The 20,233-nt window shown below is 27.5% G+C and carries 19 protein-coding genes; 7 read left to right on the plus strand and 12 right to left on the minus strand.

The window, feature by feature from the left end:
* Positions 1–283 precede the first annotated feature (283 nt).
* From AVBRAN12642_RS08290 to AVBRAN12642_RS08310, 5 genes are read right to left on the minus strand one after another with little or no spacing between them, the layout of a single operon-like run.
* Complete coding sequence (locus tag AVBRAN12642_RS08290; RefSeq protein ID WP_336608203.1) at positions 284–610, minus strand: hypothetical protein; 327 nt, start codon at positions 608–610, stop codon at positions 284–286.
* 14 nt (positions 611–624) lie between these two features.
* Complete coding sequence (locus AVBRAN12642_RS08295; protein WP_336608204.1) at positions 625–1,941, minus strand: dynamin family protein; 1,317 nt, start codon at positions 1,939–1,941, stop codon at positions 625–627.
* Position 1,942: 1 nt separating this feature from the next.
* Entirely contained in the window at positions 1,943–4,213 is a 2,271-nt protein-coding gene (locus AVBRAN12642_RS08300; RefSeq protein WP_336608205.1) for a dynamin family protein, read from the minus strand.
* A 3-nt stretch (positions 4,214–4,216) separates the two neighbouring features.
* Positions 4,217–5,755, minus strand: coding sequence for a dynamin family protein (locus tag AVBRAN12642_RS08305; RefSeq protein WP_336608208.1), 1,539 nt, complete (start codon positions 5,753–5,755; stop codon positions 4,217–4,219).
* A complete protein-coding gene (locus AVBRAN12642_RS08310; RefSeq protein ID WP_267525288.1) occupies positions 5,722–5,946 on the minus strand; it encodes a hypothetical protein in 225 nt (74 codons plus the stop codon). Before AVBRAN12642_RS08310 ends, AVBRAN12642_RS08305 begins: the two co-directional genes overlap by 34 nt.
* Before the next feature lie 145 nt (positions 5,947–6,091).
* Here AVBRAN12642_RS08310 and AVBRAN12642_RS08315 point away from each other — a divergent pair, with 145 nt between their 5' ends.
* On the plus strand, positions 6,092–7,099 hold the full coding sequence (locus AVBRAN12642_RS08315; RefSeq protein ID WP_336606926.1) for a sensor histidine kinase: 1,008 nt from the start codon (positions 6,092–6,094) through the stop codon (positions 7,097–7,099).
* A gap of 34 nt (positions 7,100–7,133) precedes the next feature.
* Here AVBRAN12642_RS08315 and AVBRAN12642_RS08320 read toward each other — a convergent pair whose 3' ends face one another.
* Both AVBRAN12642_RS08320 and AVBRAN12642_RS08325 read right to left on the minus strand, forming a co-directional pair.
* Complete coding sequence (locus AVBRAN12642_RS08320; protein WP_336606927.1) at positions 7,134–7,322, minus strand: hypothetical protein; 189 nt, start codon at positions 7,320–7,322, stop codon at positions 7,134–7,136.
* A gap of 8 nt (positions 7,323–7,330) precedes the next feature.
* Positions 7,331–7,942, minus strand: a complete 612-nt coding sequence (locus tag AVBRAN12642_RS08325) for a riboflavin synthase (RefSeq protein WP_214116726.1) — start codon at positions 7,940–7,942, stop codon at positions 7,331–7,333.
* A gap of 49 nt (positions 7,943–7,991) precedes the next feature.
* On the opposite strand from AVBRAN12642_RS08325, the gene mnmG reads away from it, so the two are divergent.
* Positions 7,992–9,848 (plus strand): tRNA uridine-5-carboxymethylaminomethyl(34) synthesis enzyme MnmG, encoded by a 1,857-nt coding sequence (gene mnmG, locus AVBRAN12642_RS08330; protein WP_214116728.1) that lies wholly within the window; start codon positions 7,992–7,994, stop codon positions 9,846–9,848.
* On the plus strand, positions 9,845–11,875 hold the full coding sequence (locus AVBRAN12642_RS08335; RefSeq protein WP_336606928.1) for a CHASE2 domain-containing protein: 2,031 nt from the start codon (positions 9,845–9,847) through the stop codon (positions 11,873–11,875). The genes mnmG and AVBRAN12642_RS08335 overlap by 4 nt, the downstream gene beginning before the upstream one ends.
* 19 nt (positions 11,876–11,894) lie before the next feature.
* Here the strand turns inward: AVBRAN12642_RS08335 and AVBRAN12642_RS08340 are convergent, their stop codons facing one another.
* From AVBRAN12642_RS08340 to fliL, 5 genes are read right to left on the minus strand one after another with little or no spacing between them, the layout of a single operon-like run.
* On the minus strand, positions 11,895–12,728 hold the full coding sequence (locus AVBRAN12642_RS08340) for a CheR family methyltransferase (protein ID WP_336608206.1): 834 nt from the start codon (positions 12,726–12,728) through the stop codon (positions 11,895–11,897).
* Between the two features lie 5 nt (positions 12,729–12,733).
* A complete protein-coding gene (locus tag AVBRAN12642_RS08345; RefSeq protein ID WP_214120045.1) occupies positions 12,734–13,285 on the minus strand; it encodes a CheB methylesterase domain-containing protein in 552 nt (183 codons plus the stop codon).
* Positions 13,273–14,547 carry an MFS transporter gene (locus AVBRAN12642_RS08350; protein WP_239802719.1) on the minus strand — a complete coding sequence of 425 codons (1,275 nt, stop codon included), beginning with the start codon at positions 14,545–14,547 and terminating at the stop codon, positions 13,273–13,275. The genes AVBRAN12642_RS08345 and AVBRAN12642_RS08350 overlap by 13 nt, the downstream gene beginning before the upstream one ends.
* Before the next feature lies 1 nt (position 14,548).
* Complete coding sequence (gene acpS, locus AVBRAN12642_RS08355; RefSeq protein WP_214116738.1) at positions 14,549–14,899, minus strand: holo-ACP synthase; 351 nt, start codon at positions 14,897–14,899, stop codon at positions 14,549–14,551.
* The gene (gene fliL / locus AVBRAN12642_RS08360; RefSeq protein ID WP_214116740.1) at positions 14,899–15,417 is read right to left on the minus strand and encodes a flagellar basal body-associated protein FliL; all 519 of its coding nucleotides are present in this window, start codon (positions 15,415–15,417) and stop codon (positions 14,899–14,901) included. Before fliL ends, acpS begins: the two co-directional genes overlap by 1 nt.
* Positions 15,418–15,487: 70 nt before the next feature.
* Here fliL and AVBRAN12642_RS08365 point away from each other — a divergent pair, with 70 nt between their 5' ends.
* The 4 genes from AVBRAN12642_RS08365 to AVBRAN12642_RS08380 all read left to right on the plus strand — a co-directional run.
* Complete coding sequence (locus tag AVBRAN12642_RS08365) at positions 15,488–16,600, plus strand: efflux RND transporter periplasmic adaptor subunit (RefSeq protein WP_214116742.1); 1,113 nt, start codon at positions 15,488–15,490, stop codon at positions 16,598–16,600.
* Entirely contained in the window at positions 16,575–18,503 is a 1,929-nt protein-coding gene (locus AVBRAN12642_RS08370; protein ID WP_214116744.1) for an ABC transporter permease, read from the plus strand. The genes AVBRAN12642_RS08365 and AVBRAN12642_RS08370 overlap by 26 nt, the downstream gene beginning before the upstream one ends.
* 359 nt (positions 18,504–18,862) lie before the next feature.
* Positions 18,863–19,717: a hypothetical protein gene (locus tag AVBRAN12642_RS08375; RefSeq protein WP_336606929.1), complete on the plus strand. Its 855-nt coding sequence runs from the start codon at positions 18,863–18,865 to the stop codon at positions 19,715–19,717.
* A 204-nt stretch (positions 19,718–19,921) separates the two neighbouring features.
* On the plus strand, positions 19,922–20,233 hold a 312-nt coding region (locus AVBRAN12642_RS08380; protein WP_336608207.1), incomplete at its 3' end, for a hypothetical protein.

Below are 20,233 nucleotides of genomic sequence, written 5' to 3' on the forward strand. Positions count from 1 at the left end.
AGAAGTATCCCAAGTATTTATGCCACTAAAATCTTTTCTATTAGAGTTTAGAAATAATTCGCTCATATCTGTGATTAAACTTGTGTCTAAATAGCTTAAATCAATATTTTGATTTAATACAAAATCAATTAATTCGCTTTTGTCTTTAACTAAAATTTTCATTAGCTTCCTTTAATGTTTATTTTTAGTTTAGCATATTGATAGTCCTGATTATGTCCATATAAAATATTTTTTAAAGAATTTGAACTAGGAATTTCAATTGCGAAATTCCTATTAGTTTTGATTATTTTTTAAACCATAAGCCCCAAGTTAAACCTACTAGTTTTTCAATACCTTTTACCCCAAGACCTACTTTTTTAGAGTTTGAAATATCTCTAGTTACTGATGTTTTACTTAAAACTTTATCTTTAAAAATACCTTTTGATTTTTTATATGTATAGCTTCCCACTTCTTCAATAACTCTATTTTCAACATAAGTAACAGGGTCTTTTTTAGTAGCTATAAAAGAGCCTATTGTAAAAGCTGTTTTAACTGGTTTACTTGTCGCTATTTTTGGAGCTGCTTTTGCAACTTTTATTGTAGTTTTTAAAGTTTTTCCTAATATTCCCATATTTTCTCCTTTAATTATTTTTCAAATACTTCAGCTATTGCATTTTTTAGTTTTGTAAATTCTGTTTTTAGTCTTTTTAGATTTTCATCTTGTTTGCTAAAGTCAAATGTTTCTTGCATTTCTTCTAATTTTTTTAGTACTTTTTCATCGCTAAAGCCGTTTTCTAATAAATCAAGCGATATATCTTTTAGAGCTTTTTTGTTTTTTGATTTGTTATTTTTATTATCAGTTATAGCTGTTTTATACATATTTTCTACGATTTCTAGCTCTGAAATTAGGCTGTCTTTTATAGTAGAATTGATATTTGGGCGTTTTAAAAAATTATGTAATGATTGTTTTTCATTAGCAATTTCTATTTTTTGCAATGAACTATAAGCACTTATCCCACTATAATCTAAGCCGTATTCATCTAAGACATCAGCTACATTTGCTAAGATTTTTTCTATATCGCTTTTTGTTTTTAAATCAGCTTTGTTTAATACTATGAAAAGCTCTTTATTATCTAATTCAAGTTCATCTAAAAAGTCTAAATCACTCTTAGGAATAGTCCCATTTGCATCAAGTCCTATTAGCCATATTAAAGCACTTGCATTTTTTAAATAATCTTTAGCTGTGTTTAAATCTTCGCTAGTGTAATCACTTGCTGAGCTTGATGGATTATAGCCTGGTGTATCTATAAAGCAAATATTATCAAACTTTAGTTTAGTACCTAATACCATATAAGGCATTATTTGTTTAAGATTAAAACCAAATGAGTTTATAAACTTATGTGATAGTTTTTTATACATATTATTATCTATTTCATTTAGATTTATACTTGCGCTTTGGTTATTGCAAGCTAATATCATAGGCTCATCTTTATTTATTACATAAGTAGGAATTGCTGTAGTTGGCTCTATTCCTATAGGAAGTTTTACTTCATCATCGTTTATAAATGAGCTTATGAACTCACTTTTACCTGCACTAAAGCCACCGCCAACTGCAATGATATTTTTAGTAAATATATCAGGGTAGCTTGAAATGATTTCAAGCTTTTTTTCTATGGTTTGAAGTTTTATTATAGCTTCTGCTTCGTTTGATAGCGATTCTTCATAATTTGCAAACTCTAAAAAGTCATTGTTTAAAAGTTCGTGATAATTCATTAGACCTTTGTTTTTAATCTTGGCGTTTAAAAGTTTTGAGATAAGCTTATTTTGTAGCTTGATTTCTTCTGTATTGAGATTTTTAATAATCTGCTCTCTTAACTCTAATTCTTTGTCGTTTAACTCGTGCTTTAAAGCTTTCATATTCTTTTTTAATTTTTGATATGAACTTAATTTTTTCTTTGCCATTTTATTCTCCTAATTTTTTGATTTCTTTTAATATTGTTTCTTTTGTTTTAATTGCTGCTTCTTTGTTTTCTATATCTAAAGCTAGTTTGTTTAGTTCTTTTTGACAACTTAAAAAGATTTCGCCACTTAAATCCTTATTCTGCAAATGTTTTAGTATATTAGTGATGAAATTATTTATATCACTAATCACATTCGCTTCTAGGCTATCTAGGTAGTTTTTTACTTCTGCTACATAGTTTTTGCCTTCGCTATCGCTTAATCTTCCGCTACGATTTAGTGAGCTTGGCATTTTGCTTGAGTATGATATATCAGGGGTTTTTATAGAACTTATAACTTTATTTATAGCCTTTGCTATGATGATTTCATCTATAAATTCTCTATCCATATTTTCTCTTAAAGTTTGCATTACGATTTTGCTTAGATTTTTCTTCCATGAGTTTAGATATTCATTAGCGTTTAGACTGATTAACTCTTCAAGTTTATTTGTAAGTGCTATTAAGCCACTATGAATAGTCCCTGCCATTACATTTGTAGTAGTAATGGTTCTGTATCTTGTAACAGGCACATCTTCATAATAAGTTTCTGTACTACCCCAGCTAAACGGATTCCACCATTTACTAGTACTTCTTGTTCTTCTTCTACTTTCCCACTCTGTATATCTTTCTTCTTTAGTCTCTGTACTTACGCTATCATCTACATTTTCGTTTTCTTTAGAAAAATACGCTTTAGCTGTGTTTTGAAGGTGTTTTTTGATTTTTTCATCAATTTCGTTTATATGCTCTTTGTATCTTTTACTAAGCTCTTTTGATGCTACTTCTTTTGCTTTGGCTAATTCTTGTTCTTGTTTTTTGAGTGAGCCTAAATCCATATCTTTTAAAGATTTTAAATCATTTGAAATTAGCTTTTCTAATTCTTTTATAAAATCGTTAAAATCGTTTGTTTTAGCACTTATAAACTCATTTGATTTTTTGTTTAACAATTCATCTTTTAGTTCTTTTACATAGTTTAGTTTTTCTTTGACTAATTCTATATTTGCTAATTTTTTTAGATTTTCTTTAGTATTTTTCTCGTTAAAATAATTAGGATAATTCATTCTTAAAAGGTTCATCACATGCTCTTCATTCTCATCTAATGAGCCTAGATGATTTAGTATAGAATAAGCCATCCCTGATGAAGTAATCACTTCATTTTTGCTTAAATTTTGCCATAAAGCTTTTGCATATTCGCATTCTTTTGCTTGCTTTTCGCAGTAGTCTTTTAATTGTTTTGTAAAGCTGGTTTTAAGCTTATCTAAGGCTAGGTCTAAATCTTCATTGGTTTCAGTTTTTAATGAGCCATAAAGTTGCTCATCCATTTTAGACGCTATTACAAATAGCTCATTTACTCCGTCTTTATTGCCTAATCTATCCATTAAATTAGTATCTTCTTGGTTTAGAAACTGCCCTGATGGAGATACTATAAACACCACATCGCATTTATGTAAAAGCTCTTTTGTCCTTGCTTCACGAGATACTATTGGGTCATTTACGCCTGGGGTGTCAATGATTTGGATATTTTTTAAGCTTTCTTCGTTTAGCTTTAAGGTAACTGATTTTGTATAGGGCATAAACCTACCATTAGCCCCAACATATTCTAAAAGCTCTTTATTTAATTCGTTTATATTGTTTGCTTTGATGGTTACAAATTCATCTTTTAGTTTTAGTGGATTTGCTTTAATTCTTTCAAATTGATCATAGCTTGAGCTTAGGATAAGATTATCGTTTAGCTCTCTTTTTGCTGATTTTTCGGCTTTTTCTTCTATATCTTTTATATCTTCTTTACTTAATTTAGCATCTAGTTTTTTCTCTTTTCTCTCTTTTAGCTCCATAAATTTTATATCTTTTAATCTATTTAGCTCTTTTATATATTGAGAATGCTGATTTTCAATCTCATTAATATCGGCTTGTTTATAAAGTTCAACGATAGCACTTAAATTCTCATCGTATTCAATCATAGTAAGTGCTGCTGTCATAGGTGTAGCAGCCTTAGGTAATACATCAGTTCCATTAAAGACTAAAGCATTTAATAACGAGCTTTTACCAGCTTTTACACGCCCAACTATTCCTATTTTTAATAATCTTTGGCTATTTTTTAACTCTTCTAAATACTTTTCTAATTCCCCACTTTTTACTATTGCAAACTCATCTTTTAGACTTGTTATTGTGCTTGTTTGTAAATCATCGTATTTTAAGACTAATTCTTCTAAATTTTTTGTTTTAGCTAAAATCTGCATTTTTTACTCCTTGAAATATTTGTTTTCTAATTCTTGTGTTTTGTTTATTAGTTTGTTTAAATAATTAATCTGATTATCTAGCACTTCTTTTGTTTTGCTTAGTGTCTCTAGGTCTTTTTGTGTTCTTTCTTTTTCTTCTTTCATACTTTCATCAAAAGCTTGTGCTATTACCTTACTAAGCTCTTCTACTTGGGTTTTAAAAAGATTTGGGACTATATTAGATAGTTCAGTTCCTACTTTAGCCATTACTTCTTCTTTAAATTTACTCTTAGCTCTTTCTTCGGCTTCTTCCCTAGCTCTTCTTGCTTCTTCTCTAGCTTCACGCTCAGCTTCTTTATTGCCTCCACCTAAAAAACCTAATAATCCACTTAAAATATTTGTTGCTATATTGATTATAGGAATATGCTTAAATACTGAAAGAATATTTATACCAAGGACAGCTATATCTTTTATAAAGCCTGTATCAGCATTGATTTTGCCTATTTGGATATTTTCTACTTGTATATCTATGCCACGAGCAATGGTTTTGATACTATCTAAATCAAAACTTTTTATATTATTGTTTAAGGTTAGATTTCCTAGGTCTATTTCAAATTCTTTTACTATGCTTTCTCTGATTTTTAGTAAAGACTTGTTTATTTCAGCGGATAATACTACTTCAATCATATTACTTAAATCATTTGAAATATCAGCACCATTTATAGCTCTATTTGCTAGATGGTTTAAGTCATTATGAATTGTTGTTTTTGTGTTTTGTATTATACGACCTACTTCATTAGCTCCGTATTTTTGATATCCTAATTCGCTTAAGGTTTGTTTTGTGCTATTTATTTTATTTGTTATTGCTGCAAAATCTTTTAATTTTTCTTCAAAATCTTTTTGATTTAATTGTAAATTTATTAGACTATTTTTGCTTATATTTCTAATGCTTTTATTAAATATTTTTAATTCTTCATAGAATATATTTTTAAATATTTTTTCACTATCAATGCTTTTTAATGCTTTTAATAATTCATTACCGCTACTATCTCCTAGGCATATTATTTCCTTATCATAGTCGTATTCTTCTAAAAGCTCTAGGATTTGCTCTTTTACTTTTTCTATGGTGCTTGGGGTTGCTAGATTTGTCTTGCTTAAACAAAATGTAAAATCTCTATTATGCTCTGTAATGTTGTTGATTTCACTTTTGATATCTTTTTGTATTGTTCCATCACTAACTGGATTTAAGATTATAAAATAAGCACCTTTATAAAGATAATTAATTATGGCTTTATTGTGATAATTATTTCTAGCAGCAAAGCCTGGCATATCAACTAAAACCAATGGTTCAATATCTTTTAATTTTTTATTGTTTAAAAAAACTTGAATATATTTATAATTACTATTGCTTGTAGCTAGAGAGCTTAACTCGTTTATATTTAAAGTGATTTTTTGGTTGTTTTCATCTATTGCTATGATTTTTTCATCTTCATTAAATCTTAGCTCAGTTGCAAGTGCTGTTGTAGGCTCTATCTTAGTCGGTAAAATCCCCCCCCCATAGATACAGAATTATCTAAAAAATTATTAATCAATGTGCTCTTACCCGCACTAAAAGCACCTACTACTGGGATTATTAGCTCGGTTGAATTAATTCTTGATTTTAATTCATTAATTTTTGAGAAGATTTCTTTATCTTCAACTACTAATTTTAGTTCATCTAAAAATGACAAAAATTGATTTTTGATTTCTAACATTGTTTTCCTTTCATAAAATTTGCTTTGATTGTATCATAAAGATATGCTGAAAAGTGTCCATTTAATTTTTTTTTAAAAAAATATATGGAATTTTATCGTGCTAATGAATATTTTTAATATAATCTTAAAAATTTAAAGGATATTTATGAATAAAAATATTTTAGATAGCTTAGATTTATCAGATAAGCAGAGTTTTGCTGATGGGCTAAAGGCGTTAATTGAGCAAACTTATGTAGTAGAGAATGAATACAAGGCTTTAAAGACTTCTTATGATAGTTTAATGCTAATGATAAATGAAATCATTGAGATTTTACCAAGTGCTATTTGGGTTTTGGATGAAAATCAAAATCTAGTAGTGAAAAACAAATTAGCAAGTGATGAATTATTTAGGCAAATTGACCTTAATAAAGAGCATTATGAATTAGAATTTTTAAATAATTTTTATCAAATCAAATCTATAAAATACGCTGATAAGCACCTAATAATGGCTACAAATATTACTAAAGAAAAGCGAGATGAAAGGCTTGTTTCTATGGGTCAAGTAGCGGCTAATTTAGCTCACGAGATTAGAAATCCAATAGGCTCGGTTTCACTTTTAGCAGGGGTGCTTTTTAGTAAAGTTGAGCTTAAAAATAAACATATTGTAATGCAAATGCAAGATGCGATTAAAAGGGTTGAGAGAATAATTGAGAGCACTTTGCTTTTTACTCGTGGGTTTAAGCTAAATAAATATGAGTTCAATTTGCAAGAATTTGAAAACGAATGCCAAAATGTCTTTAATACCTATAATAATAGTGATGAAATAATTCTAAGTGAATGCACTTTTGCTCCATTTACAATTAGTGTTGATAAGTCTTTAATAAGCTTAGTTTTAAGCAATTTAATTTATAACGCAATTGATGCTTGTGAAGAAAATGGCACTATCAAAGTCAAAGGAGAAATTATAAATAATATATATAAAATTAGTGTTTTTGATAGTGGCGAAAAGATAGCAAATCTTACTAATCTTTTTGAAGCATTCAATACAACTAAGCTAAAAGGCAATGGCTTAGGCTTAGCATTATGCAAACAAATCTGCAACGCTCACAATGCAAACATATATTATTGCAACGAGCCTAAGAGCTTTTGTGTGGAATTTAAATTAGATATTTAATAATTCATTTATTATTAAATATCTTAATTATTTTTTATTTGCTTTTTTGAGCGTTTGTTTTAGCGTCTTTTATAAAGTTTAAAAACTCGTTTATTTTATCGTAATTATCAAATGATACTTGTTTTTTAATAAGCATTTTTACTAATTTTTCATTTACCAAATACTCATCATCCATCTCTTGTGCTTTTTGCACTAAAGCTCTTAACATAATTTCTTCATTCATAAAAACTCCTAATAAATAGCACTAATTCTATCAATATCATCCCAAGTAAGTGAGTTATTTTTATAATTTAGCATTCTATGAACATATCTTGCCAAAATATCAGTTTCTACATTTACTAAATCATTGATTTTATATGAATTAAATAAAGTATCTTTTAAAGTAATATCAATTATTGTAAGTCTTATAGAATTGTTTAAAACTTCATTGATAGTAAGGCTTACTCCATCAATTGCAATGCTACCTTTATTACACACAAAAGGCATTAATTTTTCATCAAGACTTATATAAAAATCTATCCCACTAGCAAGCTTATTTATCTTAATGATTTTACCAAGCCCATCAATATGCCCACTTAAAATATGCCCATCAATTCTATCTCCTACTTGCATTGCTAATTCAGTATGCACTTTTTCACCTACTTTAAAAGGTTTGATTATTTTTTGAGTTTCACTACTAAGATTTAGACTAAAGCCATCATTATGAGTTTTTATCACACTAAGACAAGCTCCATTAGTTGCTACGCTATCTCCTATGTTTGGTTTTAGTTTTGAAATTAATCTTAATTCATTATTTGAATAGTTTTTTATAAAGCCACATTCTCTTATTAAACCATTAAACATTTTTATCCTTTACAATAAGCTTAGTGTATTATAAAAAAAAGGATTAATGATGTATGATATTATAGTAATTGGTGCTGGTCATGCTGGTGTTGAAGCAGCACACGCAAGTGCTAAAATGGGTAAAAAAACACTACTTCTTACGATTTTAAACGATAGAATTGGAGCAACTTCTTGCAATCCTGCAATAGGCGGACTTGCAAAAGGGCATTTAGTAAAAGAAATAGCCGCACTTGGCGGAATTATGCCAAAGATTACTGATTTAAGTGCGATTAATTACAAGACTTTAAATGAGAGCAAAGGTGCAGCTGTTCGTGGGACTAGAGCTCAAATAGATATGGATGAATACAATAAAAATGCTAAAAATATATTATTAAATATGCCTAATTTAGACATTTCTCAAGAAATGGTTACAGAGCTTTTAGTAAAAGATAATGAAGCTTATGGAGTAAAAACCGAGCTTAATAAAACTTATGAAGCTAAGAAAATAATTTTATGCAGTGGGACATTTTTAAATGGTTTAATTCATGTAGGTTTAAGCAAGATAAAAAGTGGTCGTGTAGGAGAGCTTAGTGCTAGTGAGTTAGGCGATAATTTAGCTGCTTTAGGGCTTAATCGTGGAAGACTTAAAACTGGAACTTGTCCTAGAATTGCAGCAAGTAGTATTGATTTTAGCGTATTAGAAACTCAAGAAAGCGATTTAAATACTAAAGGATTTAGCTTAGAATTTACTTCTCATACATTGCCGCAACTTCCTTGCTATATAGCGCATACAAATACAACAACTCATGATATTATCCGTTCAAATTTTGATAAAGCTCCTATGTTTACAGGACAAATTAAAGGAGTTGGCCCTAGATATTGTCCTAGTATAGAAGATAAAATCAATCGTTTTGCGGATAAAGAAAGTCATCATTTATTTATTGAGCCACAGACAAAAGAAGCTACAGAATATTATATAAATGGTTTTTCAACTTCTTTACCATTTGAAGTTCAACATTCAATGATACGCTCGGTTAAAGGCTTTGAAAATGCTAAAATCACAAGACACGGCTATGCAATAGAATATGATTATTTTGACCCACTTGATTTGTTTCATACTTTAGAAAGTAAAATTATTAAAAACTTCTATCTAGCAGGTCAAGTAAATGGGACAACTGGTTATGAAGAAGCAGCAGCTCAAGGGCTTATGGCAGCTATAAATGCAAGTTTGGCAATTGATAATAAAGATGGACTTGTGTTACGCCGTGATGAAGGATATATTGGTGTTTTAATTGATGATTTAGTTACAAAAGGCACAAAAGAGCCTTATAGAATGTTTACAAGTAGGGCTGAGTTTAGATTATTACTTCGTGAAAGCAATGCAATAACAAGGCTTAATAAATACGCTTATGAGTGTGGTTTAAGAGATGAAAATAGCTTTAAATACTATGAAAATCAAATAAATGATATTAAAAAAGGTTTAGAGTTTTTATGTGAAAGCAGGGTTGTTCCTTCAAATTCTTTTAATGAATTATTAGCAAGTATTAATGAAGAGCCGATTTCTCAACCAACAACTCTTCAAAAAATTATAGCTCGTAGCACGATAACAAAGGAAAAAATGCTTTCTTTAGCACCAAGTTTGGCTAATTTAAATGATTTTGTTTTAGATGAAATTTTACTTGATGCAAAATATTATCATTATGTAAAATTGCAAGATGAAAGTATTCAAAATCAAGCGAATTTGATTAAGATTAAAATTCCAAATGATTTTACTTATCGTGGAATTAGTGGGCTTAGTAATGAAGTCGTAGAAAAACTTGAAAAAAATAAGCCTGATAATTTGTTTGATGCAAGTAGAATTAGTGGAATTACTCCAGCTGCAATTGATATTCTTCAAATTTATATTAAATTAAAGGCTAAAAATTGATTAGACATTTAAGTAAGTTTAAGAAATTTTATTCTTTTATAGTTTTATCAATTTTAATGATTGTTTTTTCATTTTTTATAACTATAAAAGAAGTCGGTATTATCACAAGGCTAGATAATTTAACTCACGATATGTTTTTTAGAATTAATGCTTATTTTAATCATAATATTAAAGGTGATAGTAGAATTGCTATAGTTGATATTGATGAAAAAAGCTTAGCTAGTCTTGGGCAATGGCCTTGGGATAGAGATATTCTTGCTTGTTTGGTGTATAAATTAAATTCTGCTAGTGTGGTAGGATTTGATATTTATTTTGCAGAAAGTGATAAGCGTGGAGAAATTACTAAAAAGATGAATGATATGGAGTTTAATTCTTTAAACATTCCAAAATATCATTTTTGCCAACGCACTCAAGATACTGATAAAGCTTTTGCTATGGCACTTTCAAAGACAAATAGTATTTTAGCCTATGCTATAAACTTAGGCTCTTATATAAACGATACGGAAAAAAAATTAGCCCCATTAAGTAATCAAAGCATAGCTGAAGATAATATTGATTATTCATTGCTTGAACATGGCAAAAATATTACAGCAAGTATAGAAGAATTAAGCGATAATGCTTATGCAAATGGATTTGTTAATTCATATTCACATTTAGATAATGTAATTAGAAATGCCTTTATGATGATTTATTATGATGATGGTGAGTTTAAACAACTCTTACCAAGTCTTAGTCTTGCAATGTATGCAAAATATCTAGGAATTGATGATATTAAAGCAATTGGAGATAATTTTAAAGATATACATTTAGTATTAGGAGATAAGGATAGCTTTGTAGTAAATGCTCATGCATTGCTTGGTTTATATTTTAAAGGAAAATCTCCGCATTATGATTATATTAGTGCTATTGATGTTTTAGATGGGACTATTAGTAAAGAGTTCTTTAAAGATAAAATAGTTTTAATTGGAACTAGTGTTGTAGGGCTTAATGATATTAGAAGCAATCCATTAGATGAAAACTTACCAGGTGTTGAAATCCACGCAAATGCGATAGATAATTTATTAAATGATGAATACCTAACAACCCCAAAATATTCATCTGAAATACTTTTAATTTCTTTATTATTAATAATTGCTCTTAGTGTTTCTTTTATGTATTTTAAAAGCATAATTTTGCAAGTTTTATGGCATTTAATACTTTTAGCAACTATTATTTTAGGGCATTATTATTTTATAATTAGCAAGAAGTATTTACTTCATACATTTGAACTTATTTTGGTTTTAGCTATTATGGGAGTAATTGGGATATTAATTAACTTCTTTTTAGAAAGCAGACAAAAAGAATTTATAAAAGCTAAGCTAGAAAAAAAGGTTTCAAAAAGAGTAGCAGAGCAATTAATTAATACAGATAGCAATGTATTTAGCACAAGCAAAAGAGAAATATCAGTATTTTTTAGTGATATTAGAGATTTTACTACGATTAGTGAGAATATGGATGCTTCTGATTTGGTTAATTTTTTAAATAAATATATGACCCCTATGAGTGATATTATTTTTAAATACAATGGAACGGTTGATAAATATATAGGCGATGCTGTTATGGCGTATTTTAATGCTCCAAATGATTTAGAAAATCACGCTGATTGTGCTTTACAAGCTGCAATTGAGCAAATAAAAACCTTAAAGCTTTTAAACGAAGATTGGGGCAAAAAAGGACTTCCTTATATAAATATAGGTATAGGAATTAACACAGGTGAATGTATTGTAGGGGAGATGGGAAGCCTTTCAAGAAGTGATTATACTTGTATAGGAGATGGAGTAAATACCGCAAGTAGGGTAGAAAGCTCTTGTAAAAACTATAAGGCAAATATCTTAATCTCTCATAACACTTTAGCAGCCTTAAAAGACGCTAGTATATATGAATTAGAATTAGTTGATGAATTAAAGCTAAAAGGTAAAGATGAAACTACTAAATTATATAAATGCAGTGGCTTTAAAGGAGAGAAATTAACTTTATGGCGTGAATAATTAGGAATTTAATTTCTAATTATTCTTTTACATAGTAAGTACAAGTATTTGCATATACTTTTTTTAATTCATTATGACTTGGAACTAAATCAGCATGTCCAGCGAAAAACATTCCGCCATCATTGAGATTTTTGACAAAATTATCAACCAAGCGATATTTGTATTCTTCATTAAAATAAATCATCATATTTCTTGAAAGTATCACATCAAATTTACCTAATTCTAAAAATTTCTTATCAAATACATTCACAACTTCAAACTTAGCATTAGAAAAATATTGGCTTTTTATCACATATTCATCATTGTCTTGGTCAAAGTATTTTTTGATTAGATTATCATTTAGATTATATAATGAGCGTTTTGAATATCTTCTAGCTCTTGCTTTTTGAATAATTTCAGCATTTATATCTATTCCTAAGATTGAAAGATTAGTAATCCCTGCTTCATTTGCTAGCATTAGTATTGAATATACTTCTTCTCCACTTGAGCTTGGAGCGCATAAAATTCTTCTTTTGCTAGGTTCTGCTCTTAGGATATAAATTAATTCATTAAGTTGTTTTAGTTCTCTATAAAAATAAGTTTCACAAACCGTTATTAAGTCAAATAATTCTTGTCTAATAGGAAGGTTTAAATCCATTTTATTAGTTAATTGAGAAAAAGAGCTTAAATTATTATTAGTGCAAAATTTGATTAATTTTGGTCTTATCGTTGTTTTTTTAACTTCTAAATCAATTCCACAAACTTGTCTAATTTTTAATAAAAGCATATCAAACTCATAATTATCATCGTGGAATTTAAACTCTTCTTTTTGTTGATTTTCTACATCTTTTTTATTTGATAAAAAACTAAACATAAAACCTACCTTTGAATGAAATTTACAATTTCTTTTTTTATATCTTCAATGTCAAGTTGTAAAAGATTATTATTTAATTCATAAGCTCTTTTTGGCATTCCATAAACTATGCAAGATTTTTCACTCTCGCCTATACACTTAGCGCCTTTTTTGTATAGTTCAAATAAGCCTTTAGCACCATCATCTCCAATCCCTGTTAATAATATTGCTAGTATTTCATAATCTTTTGTAAGTTTTGAAGCACTATTAAACAATAAATCTACATTAGGACAAAATGGAAAAACTCCATTATTAAAATTAGCCCTTAGATTTGAAAATAACTCCGTATTGTATTGACAAATATATATTTTTTTATCATCTAAAAAGCAAGGATTTTCTAATAACGCAACATCGCTTAAACATTCTTTATCAAGTTGATGTGCGTAACTTGGTAAAAAATTTGCTTGCATATGTTGAGCAATAACTATTGTTGTATTTACAAGTTTTAAATCTTGAATTAAATACTTAATCTGACTAGGACCACCTGTGCTAGCACCTATTAAAATTACTTTTCGCATCCATAATTCCTTATATAAAATAACCAATAAAAAGCACCTATTATAAAGCAACTTCCAATTAATATTGTAATATAAAAAGTGCCAACTTTATTATCAAATAACCAACCAGTTAGTAAAGTAATTGCTAATGAAAAGCTCATATAAATCATATCAACATAAGCAATCACTCTGCCATAATATTCTTTATCGCAATTGTTTTGAATTGCTGTATAAGTATAAGACCATATCGTGCTAGTAAAAAATCCAGCAAATATTAAACCTATAAAAGATACCCAGAAATTAAATTGAAGTAAAGCCCAAGTAATAATCCCTAAGCCTTGTAAAATAAAAAAATAAAATAATCTTTTGTGATTTACGACTTTACTTAAAATTAAAGGTCCAACTACTAAAGATAAAGCTCTAATTGCATTACTAAGTCCAATTATTAAACCTGTGCTTAGAATTTCTTTTAGAAAATATACTTTATTTAAATAATCATATCCAGCTAAAAAATTAATCAAAGCATCATAAGCTGTAAATCCTATAAAGGCGTGTAATAATATTAAATGTAATATTTTTTTATTTCCTAGTAAATAAAACAAACCTTCTTTAGCCATTTTTGTGATATTTTTGAAATAAAATTTTTCATTTTTTACTTCTATTTTTATAAAAAATAATAATGTAATTCCAATTAAAAATAAAAAGCAATCAAGCAAAAAGGCATTATAAACCCCAAAATAATGTATAAACATACCAGCAACTGCCATTCCTGTAGTGTATGAAATAGCCCAAACTACTGAAAATAACTCATTTGCTAGCTTTAATCTGTCTTTATCAAAAATATGTGGCAATAAACTCATTTCAGTTTGAAAATATAAACTTGCAACCGCAAGTCTTATAAAAATTAGTAAAAATAGTATAAAAATATAACTAGCGTCTTTTATAAAAATTAGTAAAAATACTGAAAATAATTCAATGATAATTGATAATAATAAAAGTTTTTTAGACTTAAAACTATCAATTATAATTCCACTAATTGGTGCCATTAAAATAGTAGGCAAAAATGCAAATACAGCAGAAAAAGATATAGCCCATTTTTTCATACTTTCGTGATTTATTTCAGAGCCTAAAATATTCCAACTAAACTCGCTAAAATCAAACTCAATTAGCATAGTATAAACACCAATTTGTGAAAACCAAGCCCCAAAATAAGTTATGAATTGAACTAGGATAAGAATTTTAAAAGTCTTACTATATTTTAATAATTCAAGATAATTTTTCAATTTATTTCTCCAGCATAACAACAGCCATTGCAATCCCTGCATCGTGGCTAATACTAAGATGAGCTGATTTTACTCCAAATTTATTAAAAATTTTTTCACTAAATAAAATACTAGGTCTATTTTGATTATTTTTTATAATTTCTATATCCATAAAAGAGCAATCTTTACTAATTCCACAGCCTAAAGCTTTACTAGCTGCTTCTTTTGCTGCGTAATAACCTGCAATAGAATTTGAATTAGAACTTAGAGTTTTTAATTCGTTTTCGGTAAGGATTTTTTTTAAGAATTTAATTTGAGATTTAGCTAGAATTTTCTCAACTCTAGCAATCTCAACAATATCACAACCAATCATCAAGTAATCACAAAATCAGTAAAATAAATATTTTTGATAAAGCCATCATTTAATACTTCATTAATTTTATTGATAATTTCTTCTTTTAATCTTTCTTTGCCTTTTCCTGTGCTTATTTCTTCTACACTTTTTGAACTTAGAGTTTCTATTATTTTATCTTTAATAATAGGTATTTTTTTATCAAGTTCTGGTGTTAGTGTTTCTATATTTTGCTCTAATTCAATTTTGCATTTTAAATATTTAGTCCCACTATCGCTTACTAAATTCACGGTAAAGCCATCTAATGGATAAATAACACCAACATCAGCTGACATTTCGTTCTTTTTCTTAGCAGGTTTTTTTTCAACTTGCTCGGTTTTTACACTTTCATCAGCCTTTTCTTCATCGCCACTTCCCATTAATAAAAATATAACTAAACCGCCTATGATTAATACAACAAGTAATAAAACGGTTACTAAAATTAAAACCAAACTAGAACCTTTTGATTTTGGTGCTACAACTTCTTCGTTTTCTGCCATTTATTAACCTTTTTTGATAAATATTTTAAAAATTGAGATTTTAGCAAAAATAAATTAAAGAAGGGATAAAATGAAAAAAATACTAGCTATTTTGATAGTAATAATTATAGGCATATTTAGTTTTGCATATTTTAGTAATGATGAAACTAATAATAATTTTAGAATTATTAAACCAAAAAGAATGGATTTATCAATTAATGTTGAAGCAGTAGGCAAGGCTTATTCTCCTTCTTTGGTAAATGTTGCAACTTTAGCAAATGGAGAAATTAAAGAATTTCGTGTAAAGCTAGGAGATAAGCTTAAAAAAGGCGATATTATTGCTATTTTAGATGATGAAAAAGCTAAGAATGATTTGGCTATAGAAAAAAGTAAATTAATTAGTTTAAATGATGAAGAAGAAGCAGCTAGAGTATATTTAAACGAATTATATGTAAAACTTCAAACTCAAGAAAAGTTATTAAGTAAGGGTGCTAGCTCTAAAGAAAATTATTTAAACGCAAAAACTAATTATTACAACGCAAAAGCAAAACTTAGCTCAATAAAAGCTCAAATAATTCAAACAAATGCAAATATTTCTACTATGCAAGAAAGCTTAGATGAAACAATAGTAAAAGCCCCTATTGATGGTAGTGTAATAGGTGTTTATGCTAGTTTAGGTCAGACAATTAACTCAAAGCAAAGCTCACCAACACTAATTAAATTAGCTAATTTAGATGAGATGGAAGTAAGAATGCAAATAGCACAAAATGATGTTAGCTTATTAAAAGTAGGGCAAAAAATCACATATACTCCATTAAGTGATGGATCTAGCACTAAAGAAGCTAGTATAAATAGTATTGATAGTGCTGATGTTAGTGTTATTGATAATGCTACTTCAAGTGGGGCTGTTTATTATTATGCTAGATATTTTGTAAATAATAACCCTGAATTAAAAATAGGAATAGATGTTCAAAATACCATAGAAATTGATAAGGTAGTAAATGCTTTAACTTTACCTATTAATTATATTAATAAAGACAATCAAGGTTATTTTGTAAATATTAAAGATAATAGCGAGATAGGCTATAAAAAAGCATATATAACCTTAGGTAAGAGCGATAATTTTAATATAGAAATTACAAGTGGCTTAAATGATGATGATGAAGTGGTAATAACTAATGATAAAGATAAGCAATCTAAATAAATTTTATGGCTCAACTCAAGTATTAAAAGATATAAATATTGAGATAAAAAAAGGCGAGTTTGTAATATTATTAGGCAAAAGTGGTTCAGGAAAAAGCACATTGCTTAATATGATAGGCTTAATTGATGAGCCAAGTAGTGGAGAATATATATTTTATGATAAGAATTTGTATTCTTTAAATAGTGAAGAAAAATCAGCCTTTAGAAGAGATAATTTAGGTTTTATATTTCAAAGATACAATTTAATGCCCTTACAAAGTGTATTAGAAAATGTAATAATGGGAGCTTTATATGCTAAGAAAAACAAACAAACTAGTATTCAAAAAGCTAAAAAATTATTAGAAAAATTAGAACTTAGCGAACATACTCATAAAAAAGCAGCGCATTTAAGTGGTGGTCAGCAACAGCGTGTAAGTGTGGCAAGAGCACTTATAAATGATGCAAATTTTATATTAGCAGATGAGCCAACAGGAGCGCTTGATAGTGCAAATGGAATAAAGCTTATGCAAATTCTAAAGGAGCTAAATGAAAACGGAGTTGGGGTTATTTTAGTAACTCACGATGAGAGTTTATGTAAATACGCAACTAGAATTATTAAAATGAAAGATGGAGTTATCATTAGCGATGAAAATGTCAAAGAATTTAAAACAAGCAATTTAAATGAAGATAATTTAAATAAAGCTAAATTTAAAGATAGATTTATAGCTAGTTTTAGCTTTTTTTCTCAAAATGTAAAACTTGCATTAAATAATCTAATCACAAATAAATTAAGGTCATTTCTTACTATGCTAGGGCTTATAATTGCTACTGCTTCAGTAATTTCAACGATAGCTTTAGGAAATGGTGGGAAAGCTGATATTTTAGAAGAGATAAAATCACTTGGGACAAATACAATTATAGTTCATAAAGGCTCAAGATTTGGAGATAGAAATGCAGGTAGGATTAAGGATTTAACATACCAAGATTTAGAGCTTATTAAAAGGCTTGATTTTGTAAAAGAAGTTGGGGTTGAGAGTGGTTTAAGTGGTGCTTATATTACTTATTTAAAAAACGAAGTAGATACTGATGCTACAGGAGTTTTTGCGAATTTTTTACAAATTAGTGCTAAGGAGATGAAAGAAGGTAGATTTTTTACCGAGCAAGAAGAACAAGACGCTAAGAATGTATGTGTAATTAGTGAGAATTTAGCTAAAACTTTATTTAAAATAGAAAGTCCATTAAATAAAATAATATATCTAAAAGGTCAGCCATTAAGAGTAATTGGAGTTCTTAAAAAAGATAAAAATGAGCGAGATGGTTTTGATATTAGAGTTTATGTTCCAAATAGCACAATTAGCAATAAATTTGATGGTAATAAACATATTAGGCATATTGTTGTATTGCTTAAAGATGATGTAAATAGTGAATTAGCTGATAATAGCATTAAGCAGATTTTAGAGATTAAAAAGGGTGCTAATTCAATTTTGACCTTTAATCAAGACGCTATTAAAAAAAGTATAGAAAGCACTACAAATACACTTAGTTTAATGATTTTTGGCATTGCATTTATTGCTATGATTGTTGGTGGAATTGGCGTTATGAATATTATGCTTGTCGTTGTAAAAGAGCGAACGAAAGAAATAGGGGTAAAACTTGCAATCGGAGCAAGTCCATCTTATATTAGCACGGGGTTTTTGATTGAATCGGTTGTGCTTTGTAGCGTAGCTGCTAGTATTGGTGTAATGATTGCTTTAATGCTTGTTTATGGCATTAATTTACTTGACGCCCCTATTAAAATGATAGTTGATTTTGATGCTATTATGTTAGGGTTTTTAAGTAGCACTTTAGTTGGTTTATTTTTTGGATATTTTCCTGCTAAACAAGCTAGTAAACTAATCCCTGCAGTTGCTTTAACTGATGATTGATTAATTTGGAAAAACTTAAATTAATAAAGTTTTTCCTTTTTATTTTATATAAAATCATAAGCAACTAATGAATGTGTAGTTTTATTCATAATTTTAGGAATTTACAAAATTTAAGGACTAAATTAATATATTAAAATCCTAATTTAAATTCTAAAATATTTTATACCACTAACTAACTTTATTATAAATTTTATAAATTTTTATTGTTTATATTTTAAAAGAATTTGAATTATGAATTTGAAATTAAATAAAAAATATTTTTTAATATTATTTATTATAAAAAGTAACATATATTAATAATTTTATGAATTTTTATTTTTATTTCATATAATTAATCTTATTAAAAATAAAGGATAAATTTGAATATAGACAATTTAAAAGATTATAAAATAAAAAACGATTATTTATATAGCTTAGAGCTTATTAGATTTATTATTGAAATTTTTTTGACTTTTATTGCGTTTTATACACTTTATAAAAGTATAGATAACTTAATCATGCTATATAATAGACCAACACCAAGAATGTCGGATTTGTGGTGGATAAAAAGGATGGATGAAGCAATACTTCATAGTATATTTTTTATTATATTCTTTTTAAACCTTAGACAAATAAAAAGGCTTAGATTTGTTAAAAATAATGATTTTTATATTAGCGTAGATAATGAAAAGATATATTTTGAAACATATACAATAGATGAAGCAGGTGTTTTTGGTATAGCAAAAAGTTATAAGAAAGTAACTACAACAATAAATAAAAGTGATATAGTTTTTAGATTGCAATCTAAACGACCTGCTTTAGCTTATTCATATATATTTGATAAAGATTCTTTTAATACTAAAGAAATGGAAGGAAAAAGTTTGAGCTATAAGCTAGATTACCCACTAGGTAAAATAATATTCTTTCCTGTGTTTTTTGCACTTTGTATATTAGATATTTTATCAAGTTATTTAATATTGTTTTTATTAAATGGTAAAAACTTAAAAACTTACACAATATATCAAACTAAAACCAAGCTGGTTTCATTGCCTTTTATTGATGATTTATCGGTTTATTTTTTATATACAGAGTTTAGACAAAAGTATTCTGCAATGAGTAAAGGCGGATTTGAAATGGAATTTAGAGAAGAAGCACAACCACTAGGTGAAAAATACATAGCAAAACAACAAAAGAAAATTGAAAAGATTTTAAGTGAAAGGATAATAAATGTTTGATTTTAGCAAAAGAGATTTTAGTGATTATATTAATTAAACTTTTGCTATCTATCTTTTAAAAGAATTTGAATTATGAATTTGAAATTAAATCAAAAAATATTTTTTAATATTATTTATTATGAAAAGTAACATAATTTTAATAATTATTTTTAAAGTTAATGAATATATATTTACTATACTAAACTTTATTTTTAAAGGTAGGATATGAATGAGTTTTTAATATATCTAGCGTATTTTTTAGATAATTTACACGATTTAGCTGGTGGGATTATTAGTATTTTAATTCCTATAATTTATGTGCCATTCCTTACCTATCCTATGCTTTTTGCCCTTACATTTTTTATAGGATTAAAGCTCTATCCTAGATTTATAACAGCTTTATATATTTTATTTTTTTATTTGGTTTTAAGTGCTAAAAGCAATAATCCTGATTTTGCTCTAAATACATTGATTTTTCAAATAATTTTTCCTTTTATATTGTGTTTTCCTATTATACTAATCTATAAATTTATAATG

The organism is Campylobacter sp. RM12642 (genome assembly GCF_020137635.1).
Lineage (GTDB): Bacteria > Campylobacterota > Campylobacteria > Campylobacterales > Campylobacteraceae > Campylobacter_E.